We start from the raw sequence: 12,462 nt of genomic DNA, 5'->3' as shown, positions 1-12,462 counted from the left end.
TCATGGCTTTCCGCTACTTGTTTCCGCTACTTGCCGGCGAGCTTGGCCGCGATGGTCTTGGCCTGGTTGCTGGGAATCGCGAAGCCGATGCCGATGCTGCCGGCCGAACCGTTGCTCGCGCCGGGCGAGTAGATCGCCGAGTTGATGCCGATGACCTCGCCCTTGGAGTTGATCAGCGGGCCGCCGGAGTTGCCTGGGTTGATCGACGCGTCGGTCTGGATGGCCTTGTAGCTGACGCCCTGGCCACTCGCGCGGCTGCCGCGCTGGTACGGCGACTGCTGCTGATCGGCCGGCACCTTCACGTCGCGGTTGAGCGCGCTGACCACGCCGGAGGTGACAGTGCCCTGGAGGCCCTCCGGCGAGCCGATGGCCACGACCTGGTCGCCGACGATGACCTGCGAGGAGTCCCCGAAGGTGGCCGGGGTGAGCCCGCTCACGCCCTGCGCCTTGAGCACGGCGAGGTCGCTGGTCGGGTCCGTGCCCACGACGGTCGCGTCGACCGTCTTGCCGTCGTTGAGCGTCACGGTCAGCTTGCCGTTCGCCGCCGAGGACACCACGTGGTTGTTGGTCAGGATCTGCCCGTCGGCGGTCATGATCACGCCGGAGCCGATGTCCCCGCCCTGCCCGGTGGTCACGTTGACCTGCACGACGCTCGGCAGCACCTTGGCGGCGATCGCGCTGACGTCCGTCGAGGACAGGTTGCCGGCGACCTGCGCGGTGGGGCTGCTGGTGTTCAGGGGGGCGACGGTGCCGGAGTTCGCGTTCGCCGAGCCGACCAGCACCCCGGCCGTCCCGCCGACCAGGCCGGCGGCCAGCGCGGCGGCGGCGACCAGCGCGACCATCCTGCGCTGCCTCGGCGGCTTGGGCACCGGCGCGCTGGGTAGCGGTCCTGGCGGCGCCGGGTGCGCGCCCGTCCAGTAGGGGTGCTGCGGCTGCTGAGGCTGCTGGAGCGGCGCGGGCTGCTGGAGCGGGTGCTGCTGGGGCGCCGGCTGCCGGAGGGGCTGCTGGGCGGCATATTGCGGCTGCTGAGCGCCGAGTTGCTGAGCGCCGGGCTGCTGCGGTGCCGATTGGTGCGGAGTCTGCTGATGCGGACTCTGCTGGTGCAGGGCGGGCTGCTGAGGCTGCGGCTGCTGGGCGGCGGGCTGGTGCGGAAGGGGCTGCTGCGGCGAGTTCGGCGTCTCAGTCATGGCTCTACTGTCGCCCCCAAGGTTGAGAACAGCCTGAGGAACAACCGAGGACTGGCCAAGAGTCCGCTCGGGTTTACTGAGAGCCATGGCGTACCAGTGGATCTCCTTCACCACCGACTACGGGCTCGACGACGGGTTCGTGGCGGCCTGCCGGGGCGTCGTCGGGCGGATCGCCGCCGATGTCACCGTCGTCGACGTGACGCACGCGGTGCCACCCCAGGACGTGCGGCGCGGCGCCGAGGTGCTGGCCCAGACCGCGCCCTACCTGCCGCAGGCCGTGCACCTGGCCGTGGTCGATCCCGGCGTCGGCACGGACCGCAGGGGAGTCGCGCTGCTCGCGCCGCGCGGCGCGCTGGTCGGCCCGGACAACGGGCTGCTGCTGCCGGCCGCCGACGCGCTCGGCGGCGTGCTCACCGCCTATGAGCTGACCGAGCCGGAGTTCTGGCTGGCCGAGGTGTCGCGCACGTTCCACGGCAGGGACGTGTTCGCCCCGGTCGCCGCGCACCTGGCCGTCGGGGTGCGGCCGGAGCGGCTCGGCCGGCCGCTGCCGGTCGGCGAGCTGGTGCGGCTGCCTGAGCCGGTGTGCCGGACCGTGCACGGCCGGCTGGAGACCGAGGTGCTTGCCGTTGACCGCTTCGGCAACGTGCAGCTGGCCGCGCGGCCGGCCGACCTGCTGGCCGCTCCCGGCGAGCTGGTGCGGTTCGGCGCCGACGATCGGGTCCGCTACGGCGGCACGTTCGCGGACGTGCCACGCGGCGAGCCGGTGCTCATCGAGGACTCCGCTGGCCGGCTGGCACTCGCCGTCAACGGCGGTTCGGCTGCCACGGCGTTCGCGGTGCAGCCGGGCGATGTAGTGGTGCTGGGTGGCTGAAATCGAGTCAGCGCGCGGTCGCGGCCAGGTACGCCTCGACCGCGGCGTTCGCGGTGCAGCCGGGCGAGGTGGTGGTGCTGGGCGGCTGAGACCGGGTCAGCGCGCGGTCGCGGCCAGGTACGCCTCGACCTCGTCGCCGGTCAGCGCGGGCCCGAAGTACGCGCCCTGTCCCGCGTGCACGCCGATCTCGCGCAGCGCGGCCACCTCCGACTCGGCCCGCACGCCCTGCGCCAGCACGTCGTAGCCGAGTTCGCCGGCGAGCGCGATCAGCCAGCCGACGGCGTTGCGGCTGATCGGGTCGTCCTCGGTGCTGAGCGCGGGCAGGATCACGTCGGCCAGCCGGACCGCCTCCAGCGGTATCTGCCGCAGCCGGTGCAACCCGATGTTGCCCGATCCGTAGTCGTCCAGCACGAGCCGAACTCCGTTGTCGGTCAGGAAGCTCAGCTCGTCGACCTGCTCGTCGGTCAGGGCGGAGGCGATCCGCTCGCCGAGGCTCAACCGCAGCCGCCGCTCGGGCAGCCCGGCCGCCTCGAGGATCCGCCGGACGTCGGCGACGAGGTCGGGCTCGCGGCACTGCCTCGCGGTCAGCTCGACGCACAGCAGCGGGGCCGCGTCGCCGAACCGCTCGTACCAGCCGCCCGCCTGCGTGCACGCCTGTTCCAGGGTCCACCGGCCGAGCCGGATCGCGATCCCCGTCGCCTCGGTCAGGCCGAGGAAGTCCTGCACGGACAGCACGCCGAGGGTCGGGTGCTCCCACCGCAGCATCGCGTGCACAGCGACCATGCGGCCGTCGGCGAGGAGGTGCACCGGCTCGTAGTCGATGCGGAACTGCCCCTCCTCCATCGCGCCGGGGATCGACGCCACGACCGTGCAGCGCACCCGCTCGCGCGCGTCCCGGTCCGGGTCGTACAGCGCCCACTGCGCCCTGCCGTCGGCCTTCGCCCAGCCGACCGTCACGTCGGCGGCCCGCAGCAGCTCCGCCGCGTCGACGCCCTTGGTCGGGCGCTGGACGATCCCGACGCTGACCGACACGGCGATGCCTCGGTCGTCCACGTAGATCGGCTCGGCGAGCAGCTCGATCGCGGCCTCGACCTTCTCGATCACCGAGGTCAGGTCGGCCGGGTTCCTGATCAGCACGCCGAACTCGTCGCCGCCGGTGCGCGCGACTTGGCCGACGTCGCCGAACACCGCCCGCAGGTGGTTGGCGACCGACAGCAGCACCCGGTTGCCGACGTCGTGGCTGAAGCCGTCGTTGATGACGCGGAATCCGTCGATGTCGAACAGGCACAGCGCGACCCGCTCCGGCCCCTTGCTGCCGGCCGCGCTCTCCAGCCAACCGAGGAACTGCGAGCGGTTGGGCAGCGCGGTCTGCACGTCGTGCAGGCTCTGCTTGAGCAGCTGGTCCTGCAACAGCCGCAGCTCGTTGAGGTTCTCCACCATGGTCACGTGGTAGGCGGGGGCGCCTGCGGTGTCGCGCACCAGCGACACGGCGATCAGCGTCGAGACGACCTCGCCGTCGTTGCGCAGCATCCGTTTCTCGGCACGGAAGTGCTCCCGGCCGCTGACCGTGAGTTCCTCAGTGGACAGTGCGAGCGAGGCGCGGTCGTCGGGGTGGATCAGGTCGCGCACGCTGAGCCTGCGCAGCTCGTCGGCGGAGTAGCCGAGGATGTTCAGCATGGCGTCGTTGAAGTCGAGCACCCGCCCGTCCATGGCGGTGACGCCGATGCCGACGGCGGAGGAGGTGAACACCGCGCGGAACTTCGCCTCGCTGATCCGCAGCGCGTGTTCGGCCTTCCTGATGGTGTTGACTGCCGCGGTCTTGCTGAGTTCCTGCTGGTCCAGTGTCCGGTCCCGCAGCGCGTCGCTGTAGCCGGCGGCGAGCGCGCCGAGCAGCCGCACGAGCCGGGTGTTCGACCGGCTGTCCGCGGGCAGGCGCAGCGGGGCGAGCAGGCTGTTGCCGAGCAGTTCGATGGTGCGTTCCACGGTCGCGGAGCAGACGAAGTCATTGGTCACCAGGGCGGCGCCGACGCGCTGACCGACGACGGTCGAGAAGGGTTCGCTGGTGAGCGCGGCGAGCAGCTCGTCGACGAAGCCGAGCAGCAGCTGCTCCAGTTCGTCGCGCGGGATTGAGGTCAGGCTGGTGTTGCTGATGGCCGACGCCCAGCTCCTGGCGACGGCCTCCCGGGACGCGCTCACGCCGAGTCCGCCGCGCGGCTCCGGCGCGGTAGGGACCTGGTCAACCATGTTCATTCAGCTCTAGCGACCAATCACGTCGGAGACGTCGGCGGGGGTACTGGCGTGGTGGTGTATCGCCGGAGGCATGCGCAACGTTGCACATTTGCGTGACAAAATCGACGCCGTTCGCCGCTACCCACCCAATCGTTGGTCCACCGATCGGGCAAATCGTACTGATCGTCACCGATTGGGCCCTCCCGCCGGAGCCTGCGGCCGCTCGAACGCCGGATTCGCGCTTCTCCTCGGCATACGCCGAAGTGGCCTGGCCGGTTCCATGGGTTAGGCCGAGCACGTACTGCATTTGTCGCAAGGCTGTCGCAAGGCGCGATTTTCGTCCTTGATCGGTTCAAGCGCAAGCTCGAACTGTTGCAATGAATTGGCAGCATCTCGCTCGATAGTGTGCTCGACAATCAGGAGATTCGATTGCGAGGACAACAGTTCCTCGCGAATCAGGGAGGGCCGAGTTGACTCCGGAACAGGACAGGATGCTGCGCAGCATCCACGACGCGCTGCTGGTCTCCGGCAGCGGCTCGACACCGCGCAACACGACGTTCGCCGACGCCGTCGAGCAGCTGTGGACGCTGCTGGAGCGGATGCCGAACACCGTGTGGGACAAGAAGTATCCGAAACTGGACGACGACGACGTGGTGAACCCGGCGTGGGCCTGGCTGGTCGGCGCCAACATGGGCGCCTGGTCGGCGGCGGGCGGCGCGACCCCGCACCCGTCGACCCCGCCGACCCCGCAGCCCGGCCCGGCAACCCCGACCGCGCCGACCACACCGACCACGCAGACCGCGCCGCCGAACGCCGAGCCGAAGGGCCCGGTCACCGACTACGCGGTCAGCGTGGTGCGTACCGTCGTGCCGTCGCTGTGGGGCGCGCTGATCGGCCTGCTCGTCGCGATCGGCCTGCTGCCAACGAGTTGGTCGGCGCAGGCCGTCACGCTCGGCACCGCCGTCCTGGTGCCGTTCTTCGTCTCGCTCGTCTACGCCGTTGCGCGCTGGCTCGAAGGCCGGTCCTGGTTCCCGACCTGGGCGAGCACCCTCCTGCTCGGCTCGGCCAAACGCCCCTCCTACGCGGGCACGGGTGGGGTCAGGGATGCTCGGGCGGGCTGATCTCCGATTTGGCGATCGCGGACGCCTCCGTGCCCCACTTTTTCAGGATCCGCTGGTAGGTGCCGTCCGCGATGAGCTTGTTCACGGCCGCCTGGAACGCCGGGGCCAGCGGCGAGCCCTTCTTGAGGGCGAAACCCACGTCGAGGCGGTGGAACTCGTTGAGGAACTTCAGCCACGGCTGCTGACTCGCCGCGTACCGCAATCCGTTGATGGTGCTCATGATCGCGTCGATGTGCCGCTGTTGCAGCGCGATGGTGGTCGCGCCGTTCTCGGAGAAGCTGCTCACCTCGTAGGCGGGCTTGCCGGCGTCCGTGCAGAGGTGCTTGTTCTTCTCCAGCGTCGCCTCGAACGTGGTGCCGGCCCCGGTGCCGATCCTGCGGCCGCACAGCTGCGCCAGGTTCGTCACGTCCCCGAGGTCGCTGTCCTTGCGCACCGCGAAACCCTGGCCGTCGTCGATGTAGGTGACGAAGTCGATGGTCTGCTTGCGCGCCTCGGTGACGCCGAAGTTCCCTGTGCCCACCTGGTATTTGCCGCTGCCGAGGGCGGGCAGGATCGCCTCGAAGCTGGCCAGCTCCCGGTCGACGCGCACGCCGAGCACCCTGGCCACCGCGTCGGTGAAGTCGATGTCGACGCCGACCAGCGTCTTGCCGTCCTCCCGGTAGAACGAGGACGGCGGCGAGCCGGTCGAGTCGCCGAACTTCACCACCCCGGCGGCGCGGACGTCGGCCGGCAGCAGCGCCGCGCTGCTCTCGTCCTTCGCCACGGAGCCAATCACATCCTCGGTGGGGATCGCCGGGCCGCTCGCCGCGCCGCCCCCGGTGTCCGCGCCGCTCGACCCGCAGCCGCTGACCGCGAGCACCACCAGCATGCCCAACGCGACCGGGTGCAGCGGCCGGCGCGGTGTGTGCCGTCCGGACGAGCGCTTTCTGAACGGGCGCACGGAAAACGTCCTCTCCTGGGGTGCGGTGCTCACGGCGTGGCCGCGAGGGACTTCTCGAACGGCAGGTGGCCGACCGTCTCCGGATCGGCGGTCAGGTCGAACAGCGGCCGGTACCCGGTCGACAGGTACAGGCCAAGCGCCTCCGGCTGGCGCGGCCCGGTGGTGAGGTAGACGCGTCGGTAGCCGCGCGCGCCCGCCTCCCGCTCCAGCTCGACCAGCACCCGGCTGGCCAGGCCGCGCCTGCGGTGCGTCGCGGCCGTCCAGATCCGCTTGAACTCGGCGGTGTGCTCGTCGTACCGGCGGAACGCGCCGCCCGCGACGACCGTGCCGCGTTCGACCAGCAGGAGCAGTGCGCCGAACGGCGGGGCGAACTCCTGCGGCGGATACCGGTTCAGCTCGTTGTTCCGGCCGTACCGCGCGGTGTACTCCTCCTCAAGACCGAGCAACAGCGGCTCGGCCTCGGGATCGGTGACGGCGACCCGCCGCACCTGCACCGAGGGTTCGGCCCTGACGTGGTGGATCGTCACGCTGGGCTCCGGAGATTGTGGGGTCGCCGAGGCACGCCTTCAGTCCACAATGGACCGACGACGAGCACCCGGACGCGAACTGGTCAGGCGGAGGCTGGCTGCCGCGCCGCCCTTTCCCTGTCCCGCTTGGCGACTTCCTCGCGCACGATCGGGATGACGTGCCGGCCGAAGTCGATCGTGTCGTTGAGCATGTCGTAGCCCCGCGCGGACAGGATCTCCACGCCGAGGTCGTAGTAGTCGAGCAGCGCCTGCGCGACCGTCTCCGGTGTGCCGACCAGCGCGGTGGAGTTGCCGGCGCCACCGGTCGCCGACGCCGTCGGCGTCCACAGCGCGCGGTCGAACCGTTCGCCCTGCTCCGCGACGGCGAGCAGCCGCTGCGAGCCCGCGTTCTCCGGGTTCGTCAGCGAGCGGCGCCGGTTGGCCGCCCCGCCGCCCGCAGCCGTGCGGGCCCTGATCGCCTCGACCGTGCGATGCGCCTTCTCCCAGGCCAGTTCCTCGGTCGGCGCGATGATCGGCCGGAACGCCACCTGGATCCTCGGCAGGTCGGTGCGCCCCGCCGCCCGCGCCGCCGCGTGCACGGACTCGATCTGCTCCGCCGTCTGGGCCAACGGCTCGCCCCACAGCGCGTAGATGTCGGCCTCGGCGCCGCCTGCCCGGTACGCGGCGGGGGACGACCCGCCGAACGACACGTTCGGCCTCGGCTGCTGCGCGGGGAACACATCGCTGACGAAGTCGGCGAACCGGTAGTGCTCGCCCTCGTGGTCGAACGGCTCGTGCGAGGTCCAGATCCTTTTGACGATCTGGATGTACTCCCGCGTGCGCCCGTACCGCTCGTCCTTGGTCAGGTAGTCGCCCTCGCGCTGCTGTTCGTGGTCCGTGCCGCCGGTGATGAAGTGCACCGTCAGCCGGCCCTCGCTGATCTGGTCGAGCGTCGCGAACGTCTTGGCGGCGTGCGTCGGGTACGACACGTTCGGCCGGTGCGCCAACAGGATCTGCAACTTCTCCAGCCTGCTCGCCACATAGGCGGCCGCCTGCGCCGGGTCGGGCGAGCCAGAGCCGTAGGCGAACAGCACCCGGTCCCAGCCGTGTTCCTCGTGCGCCCGCGCGAACTTCAGCGTGTATTCCTTGTCGAACGCGGCACCCGAACGCGGGGTCGTCTCCGACCCGTCGTTGACGCCGCCGATCCCGAGAAACTCAACAGGCACGATCCCGGCCTCTCTGCACAACTGCGCACCGCTCGACGCCCGGACAGGGCGGCCTGCGGTGACGATGGTGGTTCCCCGTCAGGGGATTCGGTGCGATCGCGGAGCGCGTGATGACGGTCGAACGCGACTCGCAGGCGCCGCTCACACGTCGGAGACGTCGAGGGGGTGAGCGGTGCTGATCGGACTGCGGCCGCGGGTCAGCGACAACAGGAACTCGACCACACCCGACCGAAGTCGATGTGGTCGCGGGTGACCAGCCGCAAGGTGTCCACGTTGCCAGTGGAACAGGACGGCAGGGCGTCGTCAACGGTGTGCGCGAGGATGTCCATTCACCGGACACCCTTGACGCGCCCGCGGTCCCGACACCTACCATCGGTCCGGGGCCGCCGCGCGTTCGGCGCCCCGCCACGTTGAGGGGCGTGGCGCGTGATGACTCGGCCGGTTCTTTCGTGCCTGTCGCCGACACACCGTGTTCCGCTTCGCGCCGGTGTGCCCCCTCCAGTTGGACGAAGAGGCTCGCATGAGCGCATTTCCCGAATTGGTCGAGGTTTCCGACAACCATCCCGCCCAGCCGGGAGCTTCCCCGCCGGGAGCCGTCCCGGCCGGCGAGTCGCCGGCAGCGCCGCCGGAACGGACCCAGCCGCCGCCGAAGGTCGTCGCGCTGCGCCGACCGGGCCGCTGGATCTCCGCGGCGGTGGTGCTGCTCTTCTTCGCGGCCGGCGCGCGGTCCGTCATCACCAACCGCGAGTTCCAGTGGCCCGTGGTGCGCCAGTACTTCACCACCTCGGCGGTGCTGCACGGCCTGCTGTTCACGCTCTGGCTGACGGCCGTGACGATGGTGGCCGGGTTCGCCATCGGCACCCTGCTCGCGGTGCTGCGGCTGTCCGGCAACCCCGTGCTGAGCAGCCTGAGCTGGGGCTATGTCTGGATCTTCCGATCGACCCCGCTGCTGGTGCAGCTGCTGTTCTGGTTCAACATCGGCGCGCTCTACCCGAGGCTGTCGATCGGGATTCCCTTCGGGCCGAGCCTGTTCACCGCCGACACCGTCAACCTCATCGGCCCGACGGCGGCGGCCGTGATCGGGCTGGCCCTGCACGAGGCCGCCTACGCCGCCGAGATCGTCAGGGGCGGCGTGCTCTCCGTCGACGCCGGCCAGGCGGAGGCGGCCACCGCGCTCGGCCTCGGCCGCGCCAGGATCCTGCGCAGGATCGTGATCCCGCAGGCCATGCGCTCGATCATTCCCGCGGCGGGCAACCTGCTCATCGGCACGCTCAAGGGGACGTCGATCGTGAGCGTGCTGGCCGTGCAGGACCTGCTGTACTCGGTGCAGCTCATCTACAACCGCAACTACCTGATCATCCCGCTGCTGCTGGTCGCCACCATCTGGTACGTCGTGGTGACCAGCCTGCTGACCGTCGGTCAGTACTACGTCGAGCGGCACTTCGCGCGCGGCGCGGCCAGAACCCTGCCGCCGACCCCGCTGCACCGCCTCAGGGTCGCGCTGCGCACCGTCGTGGCCAGGTCGCGCGGAGCAGTCCTGGGCGGAGGAACCCGATGACCTCACCGATGGTGCGGGTGCGCGACCTGCACAAGAGCTACGGCGCGGTGCCTGTGCTGCGCGGCGTCGACCTCGACGTCGGCGCGGGCGAGGTCACCTGCGTGATCGGGCCGTCCGGTTCGGGCAAGAGCACCCTGCTGCGCTGCCTCAACCACCTGGAGAAGATCAACGCCGGCGAGGTCGAGGTCGCCGGCGAGCTGATCGGATACCGGCGGCACAAGGGAAAGCTGCACGAACTCGGGCCGAGGGCCATCACCCGCCAGCGCGCCGCGATCGGCATGGTCTTCCAGAACTTCAACCTGTTCCCGCACCTGACCGTGCTGGAGAACATCGCCGAGGCGCCGATCGCCGTGCTGCGCAGGTCACGCACCGACGCCGTCGCGCGGGCCCGCGAGCTGGTCCGGCGGGTCGGCCTGGCCGGCCGCGAGGACGACTATCCAAGGCGGCTGTCCGGCGGGCAGCAGCAGCGCATCGCCATCGCCAGGGCGCTGGCCATGGACCCCAAGCTCATGCTGTTCGACGAGCCGACGAGCGCGCTGGATCCCGAGCTCGTCGGCGACGTGCTCGGCGTGATGAAGGACCTCGCCGACGGCGGCATGACGATGGTCGTGGTCACCCACGAGATGGGTTTCGCCAGGGAGGCCGCCGACACCGTGGTCTTCCTCGACGAGGGCGTGGTGGTCGAGTCCGGCGCCCCGGACGACGTGCTGCGCAACCCACGGCAGGCCAGGACGCGGGAGTTCCTCGCCAGAGTGCTCTGACCCCCGAGTCTCCTTTCCTAACAAGGGAAACCCCATGACGCACCCCGAAGGCGCCGACGACGTGGCCGAACCCTTCGTCGTCGCAGTGCTCGGCGCGGGACCGCGCGCGACCGGCCTGCTGGAGCGGATCGCCGCGAACGCGGCCGAGCTGCCCCTGGACCGCCCGGTGCACGTGCACCTCGTCGACCCGCACCCACCGGGAGCCGGCCGCGTCTGGCGGCACGACCAGTCGCCGCTGCTGAGGATGAACTCGATGGCCGAGGACGTCACGATGTTCACCGACGACAGCGTCCAGTGCGCCGGGCCGATCAGCCCTGGGCCGTCGCTGATCGAGTGGGCAGAGATGGCGCGCGCCGGCCGACTGCCCGAGTTCGAGGTGGCCGCCGACGTGCTCGACGAGGTGCGGGAGCTGGCCGGGACCACGTTCCCCACCAGGCGATTGCAGAGCCAGTACCTGTCCTGGGTGTTCGACCACGTCGTGGCCGGGCTGCCACCGAACTTCTCGGTGCGCGTGCACCGCACCACGGCCACCCGCGTCACCGGCAATCCCCTGCTGCGCCAACGAGTCTGGCTCGCCGACCGGACGGCACCGCTGCTGGCCGACATCGTCGTGCTGACGCTCGGCCACCTCGACGCCGTCGCCGACCCGGAGCACCAGGAGCTGGCCGAGTTCGCCGACCGGCATGACCTGGAATACCTGCCGCCCGCCTACTCCGCCGACGTCGACCTCGACGGCTTTCGGGCCGGCGAGAACCTGGTCCTGCGCGGCTTCGGGCTTGCGTTCGTCGACCTGATGGTGCTGCTCACCGAGGGCAGGGGCGGCGAGTTCACCACGGAGCCCGACGGTGAGCTGCGCTACCTGCCGTCTGGCCGCGAGCCCCGCATCCACGTCGGCTCCCGGCGCGGCATTCCCTACCACGCCAAGACCGGCTACCGGTTGCAGGGCGGACCGCTGCGGCTGCCGAGGTTCTTCGACGCGGCCGCCGTCGACGAGCTGCTGACCGGGGAGAGGCAGCTGGACTTCCGGCTAGACGTCTGGCCGTTGCTGGCCAAGGAGATCGCCTGGGGCCACTACCAGGAGCTGTTCGCCGGCCACCCGGACCGCGTGCAGCTGCCATGGCGGCTGTTCGCCAAGCGTTTCGCCGCGCTTCTCTGGTACAGCAAGGACATGCGCGACCTCGTCGAGCGGGCGGTGCCGGCCGCCGAGGACCGCGTCGACTTCGAACGCCTCGACCTCCCGCTGGACGGCCTGCGCTTCGACTCGGCCGACGACCTCCAGCGGCACGTTCGCGACTACGTCCGCGCGGACATCGACCGCCGCGCGAACCCCGCCTACAGCGCCGATCTCGGCGCCTTCCTCGCCCTGCTGTCGATCTTCGGCCAGCTGCCGAGGGTGCTCGGCTCCGGCAGGCTCGCCGCCGGCTCGCGCGTCGCCGACGTGGACGGCTGGTGGTTCGGGTTCTTCAGCTACCTCGCCAGCGGCCCGCCGCCGCACCGCCTCGAACAGCTGCTCGCGCTGTCCCGCGCCGGCGTGGTCCGCTTCCTCGGCGCGGACATGTGGGTGCGCGCGGACGAGCGACGCGGCGTGTTCGTGGCCGGCAGCGTCAGCAGTCCGGAGACCGTCGACGCCGTCGGCCTGGTGGACGCGCGGCTGCCCGACCACGCGATCCTGCGCAGCACGGACCCGCTGCTGCGGTCGCTGCTGGCGTCCGGCGACGGCGTCGACGAGGTGCTGTCCGACGGCGGCGAAGCGAACCGGTACAGCACCGGCCTGCTGCGCGTCACCCCGGAGGAGTGCCGCGTGGTCGACAGCTCAGGCCGGGCCCACCCAAGGCGATTCGCGCTTGGCCCGTTCACCAACGGCCGCAGCTTCGCCGCGTTCGCGAGGCCTGGCACCAACGCCCCGGCGTTCCGGCAGAACGACTCGGCCGCGCGCGGCATCCTGCGGTTCCTCGCGGCGCTCGAGGCGGTGCACCGGGACGACGCCAGCGTGGCGTGAGGCAACCGGGTGCTCCTGGCCGAACCCGGGGACGCGCCACCGCCTGCCGGGCACCATGGCCCGC

Annotated in this window: 11 protein-coding genes; 5 read left to right on the top strand and 6 right to left on the bottom strand. The window is 71.0% G+C overall.

Going from position 1 to position 12,462, the window contains the following annotated elements:
* Positions 1-26: 26 nt before the first annotated feature.
* Positions 27-1,187: a S1C family serine protease gene (locus F0L68_RS30680; RefSeq protein WP_149853345.1), complete on the bottom strand. Its 1,161-nt coding sequence runs from the start codon at positions 1,185-1,187 to the stop codon at positions 27-29.
* A gap of 85 nt (positions 1,188-1,272) precedes the next feature.
* Between F0L68_RS30680 and F0L68_RS30675 the strand changes: the two genes are divergently transcribed.
* Positions 1,273-2,058: an SAM hydrolase/SAM-dependent halogenase family protein gene (locus F0L68_RS30675; RefSeq protein ID WP_149853344.1), complete on the top strand. Its 786-nt coding sequence runs from the start codon at positions 1,273-1,275 to the stop codon at positions 2,056-2,058.
* Positions 2,059-2,154: 96 nt separating this feature from the next.
* Here the strand turns inward: F0L68_RS30675 and F0L68_RS30670 are convergent, their stop codons facing one another.
* Positions 2,155-4,302 (bottom strand): putative bifunctional diguanylate cyclase/phosphodiesterase, encoded by a 2,148-nt coding sequence (locus F0L68_RS30670; protein WP_188316919.1) that lies wholly within the window; start codon positions 4,300-4,302, stop codon positions 2,155-2,157.
* 455 nt (positions 4,303-4,757) lie between these two features.
* Between F0L68_RS30670 and F0L68_RS30665 the strand changes: the two genes are divergently transcribed.
* Positions 4,758-5,408, top strand: a complete 651-nt coding sequence (locus F0L68_RS30665; RefSeq protein ID WP_149853342.1) for a hypothetical protein — start codon at positions 4,758-4,760, stop codon at positions 5,406-5,408.
* On the opposite strand, the gene F0L68_RS30660 is transcribed toward F0L68_RS30665, so the two are convergent.
* The 4 genes from F0L68_RS30660 to F0L68_RS44625 all read right to left on the bottom strand — a co-directional run bounded on the left by F0L68_RS30660 (position 5,386) and on the right by F0L68_RS44625 (position 8,409).
* Complete coding sequence (locus F0L68_RS30660; protein ID WP_223199275.1) at positions 5,386-6,348, bottom strand: ABC transporter substrate-binding protein; 963 nt, start codon at positions 6,346-6,348, stop codon at positions 5,386-5,388. The two genes, F0L68_RS30665 and F0L68_RS30660, sit on opposite strands and share 23 nt — an antisense overlap.
* A gap of 29 nt (positions 6,349-6,377) precedes the next feature.
* Positions 6,378-6,875 carry a GNAT family N-acetyltransferase gene (locus F0L68_RS30655; RefSeq protein WP_188316918.1) on the bottom strand — a complete coding sequence of 166 codons (498 nt, stop codon included), beginning with the start codon at positions 6,873-6,875 and terminating at the stop codon, positions 6,378-6,380.
* Positions 6,876-6,958: 83 nt separating this feature from the next.
* A complete protein-coding gene (locus F0L68_RS30650; protein WP_149853341.1) occupies positions 6,959-8,080 on the bottom strand; it encodes an LLM class flavin-dependent oxidoreductase in 1,122 nt (373 codons plus the stop codon).
* A 197-nt stretch (positions 8,081-8,277) separates the two neighbouring features.
* Entirely contained in the window at positions 8,278-8,409 is a 132-nt protein-coding gene (locus tag F0L68_RS44625; RefSeq protein WP_276313911.1) for a hypothetical protein, read from the bottom strand.
* Between the two features lie 191 nt (positions 8,410-8,600).
* Between F0L68_RS44625 and F0L68_RS30645 the strand changes: the two genes are divergently transcribed.
* Genes F0L68_RS30645 through F0L68_RS30635 form a run of 3 tightly spaced genes read left to right on the top strand, consistent with a single transcriptional unit; the run spans position 8,601 to position 12,398 of the window.
* Positions 8,601-9,638, top strand: a complete 1,038-nt coding sequence (locus tag F0L68_RS30645; RefSeq protein WP_149853340.1) for an amino acid ABC transporter permease — start codon at positions 8,601-8,603, stop codon at positions 9,636-9,638.
* The gene (locus F0L68_RS30640; protein WP_149853339.1) at positions 9,635-10,399 is read left to right on the top strand and encodes an amino acid ABC transporter ATP-binding protein; all 765 of its coding nucleotides are present in this window, start codon (positions 9,635-9,637) and stop codon (positions 10,397-10,399) included. Before F0L68_RS30645 ends, F0L68_RS30640 begins: the two co-directional genes overlap by 4 nt.
* Positions 10,400-10,433: 34 nt before the next feature.
* Positions 10,434-12,398 (top strand): FAD/NAD(P)-binding protein, encoded by a 1,965-nt coding sequence (locus F0L68_RS30635; RefSeq protein ID WP_149853338.1) that lies wholly within the window; start codon positions 10,434-10,436, stop codon positions 12,396-12,398.
* Positions 12,399-12,462 lie beyond the last annotated feature (64 nt).

It is taken from the genome of Solihabitans fulvus (assembly GCF_008386585.1).
Classification (GTDB): Bacteria; Actinomycetota; Actinomycetes; order Mycobacteriales; family Pseudonocardiaceae; genus Solihabitans; species Solihabitans fulvus.
The sequence above is the reverse complement of the archived record's forward strand: the minus strand, read 5'-3'. Positions and strand labels throughout refer to the sequence as shown.

Coding starts and splice junctions, on each gene's coding strand:
- F0L68_RS30680 (WP_149853345.1), bottom strand. CDS start 1,187: ATGACTGAGACGCCGAACTCGCCGCAGCAGCCCCTTCCGCACCAGCCC.
- F0L68_RS30675 (WP_149853344.1), top strand. CDS start 1,273: ATGGCGTACCAGTGGATCTCCTTCACCACCGACTACGGGCTCGACGAC.
- F0L68_RS30670 (WP_188316919.1), bottom strand. CDS start 4,302: ATGGTTGACCAGGTCCCTACCGCGCCGGAGCCGCGCGGCGGACTCGGC.
- F0L68_RS44625 (WP_276313911.1), bottom strand. CDS start 8,409: ATGGACATCCTCGCGCACACCGTTGACGACGCCCTGCCGTCCTGTTCC.
- F0L68_RS30645 (WP_149853340.1), top strand. CDS start 8,601: ATGAGCGCATTTCCCGAATTGGTCGAGGTTTCCGACAACCATCCCGCC.
- F0L68_RS30640 (WP_149853339.1), top strand. CDS start 9,635: ATGACCTCACCGATGGTGCGGGTGCGCGACCTGCACAAGAGCTACGGC.
- F0L68_RS30635 (WP_149853338.1), top strand. CDS start 10,434: ATGACGCACCCCGAAGGCGCCGACGACGTGGCCGAACCCTTCGTCGTC.